Genomic DNA, 17,560 nt, shown 5'->3' with positions numbered 1-17,560 from the left:
TCAAGGTGGCTATGTAAACAGTACCAGAGAACGCAAAAAAGCCGCCTACTCTTAAAATCAATAAGAATAAGCGGCTTCGTAATTTGCCTTAGACATATTCAATTTTCATTCTCTTGGACGGTGCATTTATGACCTTAAAAATAAGCTCGTCAATACAATCCGTATATCTGCCTTGCTGAATGAGCTGATTTTTTAACTCTACAAGGCTATGTATCAAAAGTATTCTTTCGTGGCTATCCAAATACAGATGATTAAAATTCTCTCTCATAAGCACACCTCCACTTCTTTAGCTTCATTATATTTGAAAGCAGGGGAAAGGACAAATCTGCAAAAAGGGACAAAAAAATAAGCGTACCACTATTTCTAATGATACGCTTATCGTATTTAACTGTTAATCAAGGTCTATGAATACCCTTACAGTGGTATCTCTCCACTGATTTTTCCTTACATACTGTCCGTTAGCCTTTCGGTAGGCTGCTGCCTGCTCAAAACTAAGCGGCAATTCAAAGGAAAGAGAACTCCTACCTATTTGCGATAGCTGCCTGAGCAGCAGCAAGTCTAGCGATAGGTACTCTGAATGGTGAACATGATACATAATCAAGACCAATCTTGTGGCAGAACTCAACTGATGAAGGATCTCCACCGTGCTCACCACAGATACCGATGTGAAGCTTTGGATTAACTGGCTTACCAAGCTTAACTGCCATATCCATGAGCTTACCAACACCTGTCTGATCAAGCTTAGCAAATGGATCGTTCTCGAAGATCTTAGCATCATAGTAAGCATTTAAGAACTTACCAGCATCATCTCTTGAGAATCCGAATGTCATCTGTGTAAGGTCGTTTGTACCGAAGCAGAAGAAGTCAGCTTCCTTAGCGATCTCATCAGCTGTAAGAGCTGCTCTTGGGATCTCGATCATTGTACCAACCTCATACTTAAGATCTACGCCAGCAGCAGCGATCTCAGCGTCAGCTGTCTCAACAACTACCTTCTTAACGTACTTAAGCTCCTTAACCTCACATACAAGTGGGATCATGATCTCTGGCTCAACTGTCCAATCTGGATGCTCCTTCTGAACCTCGATTGCTGCACGGATAACAGCCTTTGTCTGCATCTTAGCGATCTCTGGATATGTTACAGCAAGACGGCATCCTCTGTGACCCATCATAGGGTTGAACTCATGGAGTGAGTTGCAAAGTGCCTTAATCTCCTCAACGCTCTTGTTCTTAGCAGCAGCAAGCTTCTCAATGTCAGCCTCCTCTGTTGGAACGAACTCATGAAGAGGTGGATCCAGGAATCTGATAGTAACTGGGTTACCCTCAAGTGCCTCATAAAGAGCCTTGAAGTCTCCCTGCTGATATGGAAGGATCTTATTAAGAGCTTCCTCTCTCTCTTCTACTGTATCAGAGCAGATCATCTCACGGAATGCTGCGATTCTCTCTGGATCAAAGAACATATGCTCTGTACGGCAAAGACCGATACCCTCTGCACCAAGCTCACGTGCCTTCTTAGCATCTGCTGGTGTATCTGCATTTGTTCTAACCTTAAGTGTTCTATACTTATCAGCCCATGCCATAACACGGCCGAATGTTCCTGCGATCTGAGCATCAACTGTCTTGATAACTCCATCGTAAATGTTACCTGTTGTACCATCGATTGAGATGTAATCTCCCTCATGGAATTCCTTGCCAGCGAGTGTGAACTTCTTGTTCTCCTCGTCCATAACGATATCGCCACAACCTGATACACAGCATGTACCCATACCACGGGCAACAACTGCAGCGTGTGATGTCATACCACCACGAACTGTAAGAATACCCTGTGCTGACTTCATACCTGTGATATCCTCTGGTGATGTCTCAAGACGTACAAGAACTACCTTCTCGCCTCTAGCTGCCCATGCCTCAGCATCGTCAGCTGTGAATACGATCTTACCACAAGCAGCACCTGGTGAAGCGCCAAGTCCCTTGCCCATTGGTGTAGCTGCCTTAAGAGCTGCTGCATCAAACTGTGGGTGAAGAAGTGTATCAAGGTTACGAGGATCGATCATTGCAACTGCCTCTTCCTCTGTCTTATGTCCCTCATCAACAAGGTCACAAGCGATCTGAAGAGCTGCCTGAGCTGTTCTCTTACCATTTCTACACTGAAGCATGTAAAGCTTCTTGTTCTCAACTGTGAACTCCATATCCTGCATATCATGGTAGTGATTCTCAAGAGTCTCACAAACCTTGATGAACTCTGCATAAGCATCTGGGAACTCCTGCTCCATCTGAGCGATTGGCATTGGTGTACGAACACCGGCAACAACGTCCTCGCCCTGTGCATTGATAAGGAACTCACCCATAAGCTTCTTCTCACCTGTTGCAGGGTCACGAGTAAATGCAACACCTGTACCAGACTCATTGTTCAGGTTACCGAATACCATAGGCATTACGTTAACTGCTGTACCCCATGAATAAGGGATATCGTTGTCTCTTCTGTATACGTTCGCACGTGGGTTATCCCATGAACGGAATACAGCCTCGATAGCTAACTTTAACTGCTCAACTGGGTCTGAAGGGAAATCTGTTCCTAACTGGTTCTTGTACTCTGCCTTGAACTGCTCAGCAAGTGTCTTGAGATCCTGTGCTGTAAGCTCTACATCGAACTTAACACCCTTCTCTTCCTTCATCTTGTCGATGAGCTGCTCGAAGTACTTCTTACCAACTTCCATAACAACGTCTGAGAACATCTGGATGAAACGTCTGTATGAATCGTATACGAAACGCTCGAATGCTGGATCTGGGTTGTGTGCTATCATAGCTGCAACAACGTCATCGTTAAGACCAAGGTTAAGGATTGTATCCATCATACCTGGCATAGATGCTCTTGCACCTGAACGAACTGATACAAGTAATGGATTCTCAAGATCTCCGAACTTCTTGCCGTTGATCTCCTCCATCTTCTTAACGCCATCCATAGCCTGAGCCATGATCTCGTCATTGATCTTACGGCCATCCTCATAGTACTGAGTACAAGCCTCTGTTGTAATTGTGAAACCCTGTGGAACTGGAAGACCAATTGCTGTCATCTCTGCAAGGTTTGCACCCTTACCACCGAGAAGATTACGCATGGTCATGTCGCCTTCGCTAAACATATAAACCCACTTGTTTGCCATTTGTTTGTTACCTCCTACGTAAACTTTATATTTCATGGTGTGAAGTCCCCGTGAAGTCTCCACACGCGCTAGACTGATTATAACATATATGTCAACATTAGCAAACTCTTTTTTCTATATTTTGTGTATAAACCAGTCCATTTTTACATATAGTTGAATTATATGTATATTCCATTATATTACGCTTAATTACAGCAACATTTGTGTGCCGACCTGAAACAGACTGGCAACTGATCTTCGCTGACCAGTATTCAAAAATTTTCAAATTGGCAAACTGCCCGCACAGCCCTATTCATCCCGTAAAAAACATAGGCTGCGGAAAACTCCGCAGCCTATGTTTAACTTTATATCATGTCGCCTATCGGCTTCATGTGGATATTCGCATTATATCAGTCTTACGCAATTACAACTGTCACAATGCACATTTTATTACAAATTACTCACCATCAATAGCTGCCTTGAGAATATCAAGACCTGCAATAAGATCCTCATCTGAGATGATAAGTGGTGGCATGATCTTGATGACCGCGTTGTCACGGCCAGCTCTCTCTATTACAAGCCCCTTCTTGAAAGCTCTTGCTGTGATGGCACCAGCTGTTGCATCGTCCTTAACCTCTACGCCCCAGAGGAGTCCGATACCACGTGTTGCAATTACATTTGGATCGCCGTCTATATTCTTCTCAAGATACTCTCTAACTATCTCGCCCTTACGTCTTGTCTCTGCCTCGATGTTGTTGTCAAGCATGAACTCAAGTCCTGCCTTTGCAGCTACCATTGAGAGCTGGATTCCACGGAATGTACCTGAATGCTCACCCGGCTTCCAGAGATCATACTCCGGCTTGAACATTGCAAGTCCCATAGGGAATGGGTATCCGCCGATTGACTTTGAAAGTGAGAACATATCAGGCTTGATTCCTGCTCTCTCAAATGAGAAGAATGTACCTGTTCTTGCACAGCCTACCTGTACGTCATCAACAACCATAAGGATATCGTTCTTATCACAGAACTCACGGAGTGCCTTGAGGTACTCTACTGAGAATACATTTACACCACCATCTGCCTGTACTGTCTCGATAAAGATTGCTGCAGGCTTCTCAACACCTGAATGATCGTCATCAAGAAGTGTCTGCATGAACTTGATCGTATCAAGCTCTGGGAACATGTAAGGAGCTGGAATGTGGTATACGTTGTCAAGTCCAACGCCTGCTCCTGCACGGCTTGCAGCATCACTTGTAAGTGATATTGAGCCAAGTGTCATACCATGGAAACAACCCATATATGCCCAGATCATCTCTCTCTTCTTGACCTTACGTGCAAGCTTTAAGAGCGACTCAACTGCATTTGTTCCTGTAGGACCTGCGAACATGATCTTGTAATCAAGTCCTCTAGGCTCAAGGACCTTTTTCTCAAAAAACTCGATGAATTCAGCCTTTGGTGCTGTCATCATGTCAAGAGAATGCATGATTCCATCGCTCTGGATGTAATCGATAACCTTCTCCTTTATATAATCATTGTTATGACCATAGTTCAGCGCGCCTGCTCCTGCGAAGAAGTCTATATACTCCTTACCATTCTCGTCATACATCTTGGCTCCCTTGGCCTTTGTAAATATCTCTGGGAAACTTCTGCTGTACGATCTTACATTTGCCTCGTATTCTGAAAATAACTCTTTACTATGCATCTTAATGCCTCCTGTAATTCAGTGTCCCGTATTATCTCCGGTCACACCATCAATTAATATTCAAATTTCTTCTCAAAGTAAGCCTTCAGATCTTCAATCTTGACTCTCTCCTGCTCCATGGTATCTCTGTCACGAACTGTGACTGCTCCATCCTCAACAGAATCGAAATCATATGTTACACAGAACGGTGTTCCTATCTCATCCTGTCTTCTATATCTCTTACCTATGTTGCCTCTGTCATCGAACTCACAGTTGTAGTACTTTGAAAGCTCTGCATAAATCTTCTCTGCACCCTCGTTGAGCTTCTTGGAAAGTGGAAGCACACCGATCTTAACCGGTGCAAGCTGTGGGTGGAAATGAAGGACTGTACGGATGTCTGGCTTCTCCTCTGTTCCGATGTTCTCCTCGTCATATGCAGCACACAGGAATGCCAGTGTAACACGGTCAGCACCAAGTGATGGCTCGATTACATATGGAATGTACTTCTCCTTTGTCTCGTCATCGAAGTACTCCATGGACTCTCCTGATGTATTCTGGTGCTGTGTCAGATCGTAATCTGTTCTGTCAGCGATTCCCCAGAGCTCACCCCATCCAAATGGGAATAAATACTCGATATCTGTTGTTCCCTTGGAGTAGAAACAAAGCTCCTCAGGTGAATGGTCACGGGCTCTCATCTCATCATCCTTGATTCCGAGATCCTTGAGCCAGTTGATACAGAAGCTTCTCCAGTACTCAAACCACTCCATATCTGTACCCGGCTTGCAGAAGAACTCAAGCTCCATCTGCTCGAACTCTCTTGTTCTGAATGTGAAGTTACCAGGTGTTATCTCATTTCTGAATGACTTTCCTATCTGGCCAATTCCAAATGGAACCTTCTTTCTTGAAGTTCTCTGTACATTCTTGAAGTTGACAAATATACCCTGTGCAGTCTCCGGTCTCAGGTATACAGTGTTCTTGGCATCCTCAGTTACACCCTGGAATGTCTTGAACATAAGGTTGAACTGTCTGATGCCTGTGAAGTTGTGCTTACCACATGTTGGACAGCAGATATTGTTCTTCTCAACGTACTCTTCCATCTGCTCGTTGCTCCATCCGTCTACTGCGCCCTCTGGAACAACTCCGTTTTCAGCCATAAAGTCCTCTATAAGTTTATCTGCACGGAATCTCTCATGACACTCTTTGCAATCCATAAGAGGATCAGCAAATCCTCCAAGGTGGCCTGAAGCAACCCATGTCTGTGGGTTCATAAGGATAGCACAGTCAACTCCTACATTGTAAGGGTTCTCCTGGATGAATTTCTTCCACCATGCTCTCTTAACGTTGTTCTTGAGTTCAACTCCGAGATTACCATAGTCCCATGTATTTGCGAGACCACCGTAAATCTCTGAACCTGGATAAACAAATCCTCTGCTCTTTGCCAATGCAACGATCTTGTCTAATGTCTTTTCCATTGTAATCCTCCAAATCATATTCGAATTTACATTTTTTTCGCTCTATCCGCCTTATTTTATACTCATTCAAATATTTTTGCAAGGTTCACGGCATATTTTGTAATATTATTTATACAAAGCTACTATAATTTGTGCCGCCAGACATCACCTTATGACTTCTTCTTATTGCTTACTCGTTATGACTCTTGTATAATAGCACCAGATTGGTTCTTTCTAAAGCTCCAATTTTAAGTATTTTTATAGTACCAATTTGCAGTATTAGAATATGAATAAATCAAGTCACACGCAAATATCCAATGATACAACGTATTTTTAACGCTTATAATATGCAGGAAAGGAACACGGAAATGATATCAATAGACAAGGCCTCCGATAAGTCTCTATACGAACAATTATATGAACAAATGAAATCCGAGATACTTAATGAGCACTATGCTGCAGGTGAAAAGCTCCCTGCAACAAGGCAGCTAGCCGCCGAACATAAACTGAGCCGCAACACAGTAGTATCTGCTTACAACCAGCTTGAACTTGAAGGATATATACGCTCCGTGACAGGCTCAGGCTACTATGTTGAGAACATCTCTGCATTTTCTCCGGACAAAAAGCCAAGACAAAGCCACAATATACAGCATTCTTCCAGACAATCAGGAAAGACATTTGACTACACGTTCAGCTACGGCAATCTGGACTACAACTGCTATCACTCCAGGGCATGGCGCAAATGCCTTATGAACGCCTGGGACATGATATCCATGGCCGATACCGCCTCCTACCAGATGTCACAGGGAAGTTACACCCTCCGCAGTCTTATCACCGAATATCTGTACATGTCCAGAGGTGTAAACTGCACACCGGAGCAGATCATTCTCACGAGCGGCCACCAGAGATCAATAGATATAATCACGCATATATTCAGTCCGTCAGACTATTCATTTGCCATAGAGGACCCTGGCTACAACGGAACATGGGAGATCGTCAGCCAGAGTCCGTTCAGGATCATCCCCATACCTCTTGAGAATGACGGTGTATCAATAGACCATATACAGAGGCTCAGAGACACGCTGTTATATGTGACCCCATCCCACCAATTCCCTATGGGAAGCATATTGCCTATCAGCAAGAGGCTGGAGCTCATAGAGTGGGCGGCTCAATCGGGAAGTTATATCATCGAGGATGATTACGACAGCGAGCTCAGATACCAAAGCAGACCAATTCCATCCCTGCAATCCATCGATAACAGCGACCACACTATATATCTCGGGACATTTTCCAAATCCATGTCACCGGATCTTCGAATATCATATATGGTGCTTCCAGCAGATCTGATGAAGGCATATGAATCCAGATATTCACACACCAACTGCACAGTTCCAACGGTTCTGCAGCTTGCACTTATTGAATTTATACAGAGTGGTAATTATCAGCGCCACATAGGCGCCATGAAGAATCACTATAAAAAGAAGCATGATTATATATTGAATTATGTGAAACAGAATCTTGAAGATGATGTGATCATGTATGGTGCCGGAGCCGGTCTCCACTTTGTGGCAGAGGTTAAGAACTCAAAGCTTACCCAGACAGAGCTCATATCAGCTTTTGAACAGAAAGGCATACGAATCTTCTCCACAGAACCATTCTGGATAAGAAAGAATCTCTGTCCTGAGAACCAGCTTCTGTTTGGTTTCAGCGCCATACCATATGAAAAACTTCCCGGCGCGATGAAGGCGTTCTCTAAAATAATACACTCTCTGTGATTTGTATTTTAGACAGGTAATATACAAAAAGAAGAGAATCTCACGTCATGTAGGATTCTCTTCTTTTTTTCATGGCAGCGAGTCTATGATCTCCACCGATTTGAACTTCCTGTCCACATACATATCCATGAACTGCTTCGACACTAGCTGTATCTCCGCCAGTACAGGATCTGACACATTGAAGTTGTACATCTTGCCAAGCGGTGCACCATTTATGTATTGTATCGTGTATACTGCGTCATCCGATAGATGAAGCGGATGTTTTGCCCGGCCTTTGCATCCATCGCAGAGCAGTCCACCCGATGCTGCATCGAATACATTTGACACCTCAGCCTTGCCACATACCGGACAGTGGAAGCTCTGTATTCCCTGTCCGAACACATCCATAAGCTTTATCTCGTACACGCACCTGATGAGCTTTGCTGGCATCTGCCCCTTCTCCAGAGCCTTAAGACTCACATACAGAAGATTGAGGTAATCTGCTGCCCTGTCTCCCTCATGGGTCATGAAGCCCATGACCTCGCAGAAATACGATGCATAACAGTATGCATCTATGTCCATGGTGAGCTGATGGAAATATTCATCCACATCTATATTCACAAGCCTGTATGAATCCCGCGCCGGGATCAATGTAAAACTTCCCATGACAAACATCTGTGTCTTGGACTGGAGCGGATTCGTTCCTCTCCTCACACCTGTTGCAAATACTGTGATCCTGCCCCGTTCTTTGGTGAGGACCACCATTCTCCTGTCATATTCGCTCTGGAGGCTGCTGGACAGTACAATTCCATGCAATGTTACTTCTTCTCTCAATTGTATATCCACCTCCATAACAAATTTAACATGACAAGATCGGCAAACTATGCACTGCCCGCAGCAACTGCACATTTACCGATCCTGTTTGCACACACTACTCGTCTCTAAACCCAAAGTTCCTTAGCAATGTATCTGTATCTCTCCAGTCCTTCTTGACCTTTACCCAAAGCTTCAGATTGACCTTGGTGTCAAGAAGTCTCTCTATTCCATATCTCGCATGAGTACCGATCTTCTTCAGCATGACGCCCTGCTTTCCTATGATGATTCCCTTGTGGGAGTCCCTCTCACATATGATTGTCGCATCGATATCGATCAGGCCGCCATCCGGTCTCTCTTTCATGGAATCAATCACAACTGCAATACCATGGGGAACCTCTTTATCAAGCTGACGGAGCGCCTGCTCCCTGATGAGTTCGGCAACTATCTGTCTCTCCGGCTGGTCAGTGATCGTGTCCTCATCATAATACTGTGGTCCATACGGAAGATACTTCATAATGGTATCTATGAGCTCATCTGTGTTCTTGCCCTTTAATGCCGACACAGGAACTATTTCCGCAAAGTCACAGGCATCTTTATAGGTATTTATCGCCTCAAATACCTTGCTCTCCTCCACGTTGTCTATCTTGTTCACAACCACAATTATAGGTGTCTTTACATGCTGGAGCTGTTCTATGATATACCGCTCTCCTGCACCGATAAATGTTGTGGCCTCAACTATCCAGAGAACCACATCGACCTCATCCAGCGTACTCTCAGCAACCTTGAGCATGTACTCTCCAAGCTTGTTCTTCGCCCTGTTTATTCCCGGTGTGTCCAGGAAGATAATCTGTCCCTTATCGCTGGTATACACGGTCTGTATCCTGTTTCTCGTGGTCTGCGCCTTGTTGCTTGTTATCGCTATCTTCTGTCCTATCAGTCTGTTCATAAGTGTCGACTTTCCAACGTTTGGTCTGCCTATGATGGACACGAAGCCTGATTTGTATTCTTTATTCATATATCTCCTTCATCCTGCATGCGCAGGCTAACCTACGCATACGCATCTAGCTTTACTATGTCATGACCCTAATTCGCCGCTCGCAAGTCATGCAAGCACGCCCACTCACTTGCGCTCATTATATCGACTGTCGGCTATACCTAGAAAATCGCAAGTACATCCTTGAAGTTGTCCTTATTCTCCTCTATCTTGCTCTCTCCGCCGATGGCGCAGATGATTCCTGAATCCGTAACAGCCTTCACAAGTGGTGCAAGGGCTCTGATGGCATCTCTGTCTGTGGAGAGGATCTTGTCACGCTCGCTCTGGATCTGCTCATCTGTAACACCCATAAAGTATCTCGCCATGTGGCTTATACCCTCCGCAACAGGAGTCGTCGGCGCATCTATCTGAGCCATGGTTCCAATGATATACTTGGTCATATCTCTGTCTGAGCACTCAAAGTTCTCCACGAACTTATATGCATTCTTGAATATGTCATATGTCTCCATGAGGTTTGGATCTCTGTATGAGCTCATATAGCAGGTTCCATTCCTGAGGAATGAGCACATGGCACCATATGCGCCGCCCTTCACACGGACATTTTCCCACAGATAACCATATGAGAATATGATTTTGAGAACGCTCAGTGAGCTGTCGTACTTGTATCCCGCATCCTCAAAATTACCCGCTATGGCAACATACTGAACCTGGCTGGCTGTCTTGAAGCCCTCATTCTTGAGATCCTTCTCAAAAGGCTTCACATCCTTATGTGCAGGTCTTGTAGAGAGTGCCATGCCAAAGTCCGCAAATGATTCCTCAAGCAGATCTGTCACGTCCTCATTTCCTGTATATGAAACCGTAAGTGCCCCCTTTCTGAGTACCTCTGCAAGGGCATACTGAAGCTTCTCAATGAAGTCATCGTACTTCTCATCGAAGTGATCCACTATGTCACACAGGAATTCATAATAAGCGATTCCACAGGTCTCATCCGTGAATCTTGCTCCCTCATCTATATAGGACATGGCTCTGGTGTATGCGGTCACATGTCCCGATGCAGCCATGCCATTCTTCATGCTGGACTTCTCCTCCGTCAGGAGCTCCTTCAGTCTCTTCCTGTCATCGATCTTAGATGAGAACATAATCTCCTTCATCAGTTCAACGGCATATGGAAGCTTCTCATAGAGTGCCTTCATTGACACGTAAAAGAACTTCTTGATATCCGTGTCACTGGCATATCCAACCATATCAAATTCTATTCCACCTATATTACTGTCTATCTCATTTGAAAGCTGTCCATAGGTATGCTTCTCTGTGTCAATATATTTAAACAGGCATGACAGCACAGCAAGATATGGCACAAGGTCATTATCTATATCATTTATATTGAAATAGAACCTCAGATATCCTATACCGTTTGTAAATATATCGTGGCTTACAACCGGAAGTCCGCCGATCTCAGACTCAACATTCTTGAGCTTCTCAGCCTCTTTGTCAATGTCATCTATCGCCAGAAGCGGAACCTTGGCAAGATCCTCTGCGGATGAAGGAGTCGCCTGATACTCCTTGAGCGCCTTTGTATCCTCCACGATCTTCTCAAGCTCCTCACGGCTGAGCGTAGCCTTGTATGCCGCAAGCTCATCAGCGATCTTCTTCTCATTCTCCTGGTCAAGACCCTTCTTAGGGTTCATGGTGAGATACAGGCCAAATGTATTATCAATGAAACATTCCTTTATAAGCTGCTCAAAGTATCCATTCTGAAGATCCTCTCTCAGCTCCTTATACACATCATTCATCTCAAAAAACATGAGTGCCTTGGTATCGTCATACAGCCAGCTGTTAAATGCATCCAGTCCGTACATAAGTCCCTTAGGAAACCTTCCAAAATTGGCCTCCTTGTGCTTGAACTCAAACTTGTTGATTGCAGCCTCAACCGCATCCTTATCTATACCATGGCTGAGTTCTTCAAATGTATCATCTATTATCTTTATGAATCTGTCCTTATCGTTCTTATCCGCGCCTCTTGCTATGATAGAGAATGTGGTCTGCTGACAGCCATTGTCAAATGAGCTGTAGACCTCCTCGCCTATACCCGCATCAGTCAGAGCTTTCTTCAGGACAGCTCCCGGCGCATCCATGAGCACGTACTCAAGTATTTCAAGGGCTGTAACCTTCTTCTTTTCGGTGCTGAGCCCTGTTATCTTGCTGTATGTGAGTATGGAATTGTTCTCCTCTGGATCAGTATCAGCTATGGAGTACTCCTTAGTGATATCCTTCATCTCGTCAAATGGCTTCTGAAGAGGGATCGCTGAATCTATCTCCTTGTAATCGTAATGTGACAGATACTCCTCATCTATAAATTCCAGCTCCTTCGCCATATCACAGTCACCATACAGATAAATATAACTGTTCGATGGATGATAATATGTCCTGTGGAAATCTCTGAATCTCTCAAGGGTGAGTGTAGGTATGGATACCGGATCACCGCCTGAATCATTGCCATATGGAGTGTCCGGCATGAGTGATGACTCTATCTCTCTGTACATAATCGACTCAGGACTTGAGTACACGCCCTTCATCTCATTATACACAACTCCGTTGTACTTCAGGTCTCCGTCCATAGAGTCAAGCTCGTAGTGCCAGCCCTCCTGCTTCATGATCTCATCATGTATATAGATATCCGGATAGAACACTGCATCCAGATACACACTCATGATGTTCTCAAAGTCCTTCTGATTGAAGCTCGCTATAGGATATACCGTCTTGTCTGAATAAGTCATGGCGTTTAGGAAGGTGTTCAGAGAACCTTTTGCCAGCTCAACAAATGGATCCTTTACCGGATATTTCTTTGAACCACAAAGCACTGAGTGCTCAATTATATGAGGTATTCCTGAATCATCATATGGAGGTGTCCTGAAGCCTATATTGAATACCTTATTCACATCGTCATTCTCAATGATGAGAACCCTTGCCTTTGTCTTTATATGCTCCAGCACATATCCCTTGCCATGTACCTCCGGTAGATCCTTCTCCTCAACTATTCTGTAAGCCTTTAAATCTTTGATATTTCCCAATTCATATTCTCCTTCTATATAAATTTTCAACGCTCACTATTCCATCTGTCCGGCACCAAACGAAGCCGGAAGAAACTCTGACAATCTTCTCATGTCGTAATCATCCTCTGAATGTGCTGCGATAACATACATATCCTCAGAAAATTCCGAGAGCACCTGTCTGCATATCCCACATGGATATGTTATTCCATTTATCCCTGTACTATTCAGGCCACCGACAATAGCAATCGCTTTGAAATCTTTATAGCCACTACTCACTGCATTACACACCGCTGCACGTTCTGCGCATATAGTTGCACCATACGAGGAATTTTCTATATTACAGCCCGTGAACACTCTGTATTCATTCGCATTTCTATCGCGGCTGTCTGTCTCTCTGCCAACGACTTCATCTGCATCCGAAGAATTCTCCCGGCCAGCCAGGAGTGCTGCCCCAACCTTAAACTGTGAGTACCTGGCATATGCCATTTCTCTCGCCTCTACCGCTTTCACAATAAGACGCCTGATGTCTGTATCTTCAATAATATAATCACTCTCCATAATACAGGACCTCCTTTCTGATACCTTCTACGCACTTCCATAATAATAACACTAATCCACCTTTAGATTCAATCACCCACACAGTATTAAACGTTCAAATATTATCAGCTTGGTGCACATAACAAGAGGCCGCCCGAAATCCGGCGGCCTCTCGATCACTTCTCTTTATTCAATTTATTACATTTTTAATAGCTTCCTGACTGTATCTGTCTGAGTATTTCGTCCACCATATCCTGATATGTGTCCGATGTAAGAACCAGGATAATACAGAACACCAGGAACACAAGTGCTATTGCGCTCATTATAATACCTGCGATAGCCATTCCCTTGCCAGGCTTCTTATCCTTAAGACTTATGATACCTGTTATCAGTCCCGCAATGGCTGTGGCAATTCCCACATATGTGATACAACATCCAAATGTAAGAGAAAAGATACCAAGCACCATAGATGCTATGGATACGCCTTTGCTCTCCTGTGGCTGCATATTATTCTGTGGATATGCCGGACCTCCGCCCATATTCATGTCCTGGTTAGCATAATTCTGTCCGTATGGATCTCCCGGCTGTCCGTAGCCCTGACCATACTGACCATATCCCTGTCCGTACTGGCCACCTGGCTGACCATAATTCTGTCCATACTGGCCGTCTGACTGACCATAGTTCTGGTCGTTCTGTCCATACTGGCCGTCTGACTGACCATAGTTCTGGTCGTTCTGTCCATACTGAGGCGCACCGGCATATGGATTCTGCTGTCCCGCCTGTCTGTTGTCTTCTGTTGGCTGATAGCCGCCAAAGCTGTTGTTATCTTCTCCCATCTCTTCCTGCCTTTCATTTATAACTTTTTTGTAACCCATACTTTCCCTTAGTCGAAAAATATCTGTTCTGATTATCTCACACATGCCGGTTAGTGTCAATTAACCTACATAAAAAAAGAAACACATCACCCGATTACGAATGATGTGATCCTTTTTTATCTTAGTCTTTGTATTTTACTGCGAAATCGTGTCTGACTCTATTCCTTAGAAGCCCATTCCGCCGCCCATTCCTGCTCCGCCTGCTGGCATTGCTGGAGCGTCTTCCTTGATATCAGCTACAACTGACTCTGTTGTGAGCATTGTTGAAGCAACTGATGTAGCGTTCTGAAGTGCACTTCTTGTAACCTTAACAGGATCAATGATTCCTGCCTCGATCATGTTGACATATGTCTCATTGTATGCATCAAAGCCCACACCAACCTCAGACTCTTTGATCTTGTTGATGATGACTGATCCCTCAAGTCCTGCATTGGCTGCGATGTGGAACAGTGGAGCCTCCATAGCCTTGAGAACTACCTTAGCGCCTGTCTTCTCATCGCCCTCAAGATCCTTTACAAGCTCTGCAACCTTCTTTGCAGCGTGGATGTATGCTGAACCACCACCTGAGATGATTCCCTCTTCAACTGCAGCTCTTGTGGCATTAAGGGCATCCTCCATACGGAGCTTAGCTTCCTTCATCTCTGTCTCTGTAGCTGCGCCGACTCTGATAACTGCAACTCCACCGGCAAGCTTTGCGAGTCTCTCCTGAAGCTTCTCTTTATCAAACTCTGATGTTGTCTCCTCAAGCTGAGCCTTGATGACATTTACACGACCTGCGATGTCTTCCTTAGCGCCCATACCATCAACGATAACTGTGTTCTCCTTTGTGATCTTAGCACTCTTTGCACGTCCAAGGTCATCAAGAGTAGCATCCTTGAGCTCATATCCAAGCTCCTCTGAGATTACCTTACCGCCTGTAAGAATAGCGATATCCTGAAGCATCTCTTTTCTTCTGTCGCCATAACCAGGAGCCTTTACAGCTACTACCTGGAATGTACCACGCAGCTTGTTGACGATAAGTGTTGTGAGAGCCTCACCCTCGATATCCTCAGCGATGATCAGTAGCTTTGATCCGCTCTGAACGATCTGCTCAAGAAGTGGAAGGATCTCCTGGATATTTGAGATCTTCTTATCTGTAATAAGTATATATGGGTTATCAAGCTCTGCAACCATCTTCTCCATATCTGTTGCCATGTAAGCTGAAATATAACCTCTGTCGAACTGCATACCTTCTACAAGGTCGAGCTCTGTCTTCATTGACTTTGACTCTTCGATTGTGATGACTCCATCCTTTGACACTTTCTCCATAGCGTCGGCAACCATCTGTCCAACCTCATCGTCACCAGCTGAGATAGATGCAACTCTTGCGATCTGATCCTTTCCGCTGATAGTCTCACTCATATCAAGAATAGCCTCAACTGCCTTGTCGCAAGCCTTCTTCATTCCCTTTCTGAGAACGATAGGATTAGCACCTGCTGCCAGATTCTTCATTCCTTCATTGATCATAGCCTGTGCAAGAACTGTAGCTGTTGTAGTACCATCACCTGCAACATCGTTTGTCTTTGTTGCAACTTCCTTGACGATCTGAGCACCCATGTTCTCAAATGCATCCTCAAGCTCGATGTCCTTTGCTATTGTAACACCATCATTTGTGATGAGTGGTGAACCGTATGACTTTGCAAGTACAACGTTTCTTCCTTTAGGTCCAAGTGTAACTCTTACTGTATCTGCTAACTGATTAACTCCTGCCTCAAGTGCCTTTCTAGCCTCAGCACCGTACTTAATTTCCTTTGCCATTTCTATCTACCTCCATGTTATATTACATATATATCATCCGCATATGTCTCCCACAGCTCACGCTGTCTGGATATATGCTTTTACTTCTCAACGATTGCAAGGATGCTGTCCTGCTTGATAACTATGTACTCTTCGTCGTCAAGCTTAACCTCTGAACCAGCGAACTTCTGATATATAACTGTATCTCCAACCTTAACGTCCATAGGAACCAGCTTGCCATCAACAACTGCTCCAGGGCCAACCTCTATAACCTCTGCATACTGTGGCTTCTCCTTTGCCTGGCCTGGTAATACGATTCCTGACTTTGTTGTCTCCTCTGCTACTGACTGCTTTAATACTACTCTGTCTCCAAGTGGTCTTAACTTCATGATATATACCTCCTGATTTATTTTTTCTTTTATTTTCTCATCTTCGTTCTTAGCACTCAATTTATGTGAGTGCTAACACTGTTTTATATTCTATCCATTTCTATAAAAAAATCAACCCTTATTTTCTAAAAAATATATAAAAATATGTCTGTCATCTACAGTAATACATATCACTTAAAAAGAGTCGTTCTTGCATAGTCAAACAGATACTGCTGCGCATATCCCCCGAGATTTCCGAACTTTTTCATGGCAAATGCCTCTATCTCCAGTTTTTTTGTGTCCTTGCCATCAAAGTACATGCTCTCCATGATCCTCTTCATCCACACATCCACAGGGAAAGCCTCACGTCTTCCAAGTCCAAAGAGCAGGACACAGTTGGCAACTTTCTCTCCTACTCCCTTTATAGTCATGAGAAGTTCCCTTGCCTGTTCTATGTCAAGTGCGTCAAGCTTCTCCTTTGTGACATTTCCCGAGTACACCGCCTCCGTCGCATTCATTATGTATGGAGCACGGAATCCGACCTTGCACTCCCTGAGCTCATCCTCTGTGACCTCATGAAGTCTGTCTACATCAGGGAACACATAAAATGCCTCGCCATTATATCCTATGACCTCATCACCAAATCTATGCGATATATTTTTCACACACTGTTTTATCTGAGGGATATTCTTGTTCTGGGATATGATAAATGATATAAGCGTCTCAAAGAAGTCCTGATTGAGTATACGTATTCCATCCTTCTCATTCACAGCCGTCTGAAGTGCGCTGTCCGCCTTTATGACACTCTCCTTGATGAGCCCGTAATCGTTGTCCATATCCAGATAAGGACGCCATATTCCTTCATAGTCTTCCATGGATGAACCATATATCCTGAGCACGCCGCCTGACTGTTCCATCTTCACAGCCCTGCCAAATGCTATGACCTCATACACTTCATCATCAAGCTTGTCAAAATGAAAGCACTGACCACACTCAAGTATCTGAGAAAGTCTGAAATCCTTCACTCCGTCTACCGTAACTATATTGCCATCACAACTTACATTCATCTTCCGTACACCTGCCATTTCATATTTGTATAATTGTGCTTTTTGTCTTAT

General features: G+C 44.3%; 13 protein-coding genes. 1 reads left to right on the top strand and 12 read right to left on the bottom strand.

Annotated elements, in window-relative coordinates; translation table 11 throughout:
• Positions 1-88: 88 nt before the first annotated feature.
• From GT575_RS06990 to GT575_RS06975, 4 genes are all read right to left on the bottom strand, one after another.
• Positions 89-268: a hypothetical protein gene (locus GT575_RS06990; RefSeq protein ID WP_055232879.1), complete on the bottom strand. Its 180-nt coding sequence runs from the start codon at positions 266-268 to the stop codon at positions 89-91.
• A 253-nt stretch (positions 269-521) separates the two neighbouring features.
• Complete coding sequence (gene ppdK / locus GT575_RS06985) at positions 522-3,158, bottom strand: pyruvate, phosphate dikinase (RefSeq protein ID WP_119999173.1); 2,637 nt, start codon at positions 3,156-3,158, stop codon at positions 522-524.
• Positions 3,159-3,594: 436 nt separating this feature from the next.
• A complete protein-coding gene (locus tag GT575_RS06980; RefSeq protein WP_022216005.1) occupies positions 3,595-4,839 on the bottom strand; it encodes an aspartate aminotransferase family protein in 1,245 nt (414 codons plus the stop codon).
• A gap of 53 nt (positions 4,840-4,892) precedes the next feature.
• Positions 4,893-6,290, bottom strand: coding sequence for a glycine--tRNA ligase (locus GT575_RS06975; RefSeq protein WP_022057995.1), 1,398 nt, complete (start codon positions 6,288-6,290; stop codon positions 4,893-4,895).
• 347 nt (positions 6,291-6,637) lie between these two features.
• On the opposite strand from GT575_RS06975, the gene pdxR reads away from it, so the two are divergent.
• A complete protein-coding gene (pdxR, locus tag GT575_RS06970; protein WP_015534136.1) occupies positions 6,638-8,044 on the top strand; it encodes a MocR-like pyridoxine biosynthesis transcription factor PdxR in 1,407 nt (468 codons plus the stop codon).
• A gap of 69 nt (positions 8,045-8,113) precedes the next feature.
• On the opposite strand, the gene recO is transcribed toward pdxR, so the two are convergent.
• The 8 genes from recO to GT575_RS06930 all read right to left on the bottom strand — a co-directional run bounded on the left by recO (position 8,114) and on the right by GT575_RS06930 (position 17,509).
• Positions 8,114-8,857, bottom strand: coding sequence for a DNA repair protein RecO (gene recO, locus GT575_RS06965; protein WP_022216007.1), 744 nt, complete (start codon positions 8,855-8,857; stop codon positions 8,114-8,116).
• 97 nt (positions 8,858-8,954) lie between these two features.
• Complete coding sequence (gene era / locus GT575_RS06960) at positions 8,955-9,854, bottom strand: GTPase Era (RefSeq protein ID WP_015534137.1); 900 nt, start codon at positions 9,852-9,854, stop codon at positions 8,955-8,957.
• Positions 9,855-9,994: 140 nt separating this feature from the next.
• Complete coding sequence (locus GT575_RS06955) at positions 9,995-12,904, bottom strand: insulinase family protein (RefSeq protein WP_055144205.1); 2,910 nt, start codon at positions 12,902-12,904, stop codon at positions 9,995-9,997.
• Between the two features lie 36 nt (positions 12,905-12,940).
• Entirely contained in the window at positions 12,941-13,444 is a 504-nt protein-coding gene (locus GT575_RS06950) for a cytidine deaminase (RefSeq protein ID WP_161171773.1), read from the bottom strand.
• A 185-nt stretch (positions 13,445-13,629) separates the two neighbouring features.
• Complete coding sequence (locus GT575_RS06945) at positions 13,630-14,298, bottom strand: DUF4190 domain-containing protein (protein ID WP_243147851.1); 669 nt, start codon at positions 14,296-14,298, stop codon at positions 13,630-13,632.
• A gap of 165 nt (positions 14,299-14,463) precedes the next feature.
• Complete coding sequence (gene groL / locus GT575_RS06940; RefSeq protein ID WP_004853959.1) at positions 14,464-16,095, bottom strand: chaperonin GroEL; 1,632 nt, start codon at positions 16,093-16,095, stop codon at positions 14,464-14,466.
• 80 nt (positions 16,096-16,175) lie between these two features.
• Complete coding sequence (locus GT575_RS06935) at positions 16,176-16,463, bottom strand: co-chaperone GroES (protein WP_015534141.1); 288 nt, start codon at positions 16,461-16,463, stop codon at positions 16,176-16,178.
• A gap of 170 nt (positions 16,464-16,633) precedes the next feature.
• A complete protein-coding gene (locus GT575_RS06930; RefSeq protein ID WP_161171771.1) occupies positions 16,634-17,509 on the bottom strand; it encodes a DNA-3-methyladenine glycosylase family protein in 876 nt (291 codons plus the stop codon).
• Between the last annotated feature and the right edge of the window lie 51 nt (positions 17,510-17,560).

Origin of the sequence: Coprococcus sp. BIOML-A2 (genome assembly GCF_009875795.1) — a bacterium.
GTDB classification, from domain to species: Bacteria; Bacillota; Clostridia; order Lachnospirales; family Lachnospiraceae; genus Coprococcus; species Coprococcus aceti.
This window is presented reverse-complemented; position numbering and strand designations above follow the sequence as displayed.

Coding starts and splice junctions, on each gene's coding strand:
- GT575_RS06990 (WP_055232879.1), bottom strand. CDS start 268: ATGAGAGAGAATTTTAATCATCTGTATTTGGATAGCCACGAAAGAATA.
- ppdK (WP_119999173.1), bottom strand. CDS start 3,158: ATGGCAAACAAGTGGGTTTATATGTTTAGCGAAGGCGACATGACCATG.
- GT575_RS06980 (WP_022216005.1), bottom strand. CDS start 4,839: ATGCATAGTAAAGAGTTATTTTCAGAATACGAGGCAAATGTAAGATCG.
- GT575_RS06975 (WP_022057995.1), bottom strand. CDS start 6,290: ATGGAAAAGACATTAGACAAGATCGTTGCATTGGCAAAGAGCAGAGGA.
- pdxR (WP_015534136.1), top strand. CDS start 6,638: ATGATATCAATAGACAAGGCCTCCGATAAGTCTCTATACGAACAATTA.
- era (WP_015534137.1), bottom strand. CDS start 9,854: ATGAATAAAGAATACAAATCAGGCTTCGTGTCCATCATAGGCAGACCA.
- GT575_RS06950 (WP_161171773.1), bottom strand. CDS start 13,444: ATGGAGAGTGATTATATTATTGAAGATACAGACATCAGGCGTCTTATT.
- GT575_RS06945 (WP_243147851.1), bottom strand. CDS start 14,298: ATGGGTTACAAAAAAGTTATAAATGAAAGGCAGGAAGAGATGGGAGAA.
- groL (WP_004853959.1), bottom strand. CDS start 16,095: ATGGCAAAGGAAATTAAGTACGGTGCTGAGGCTAGAAAGGCACTTGAG.
- GT575_RS06935 (WP_015534141.1), bottom strand. CDS start 16,463: ATGAAGTTAAGACCACTTGGAGACAGAGTAGTATTAAAGCAGTCAGTA.
- GT575_RS06930 (WP_161171771.1), bottom strand. CDS start 17,509: ATGAATGTAAGTTGTGATGGCAATATAGTTACGGTAGACGGAGTGAAG.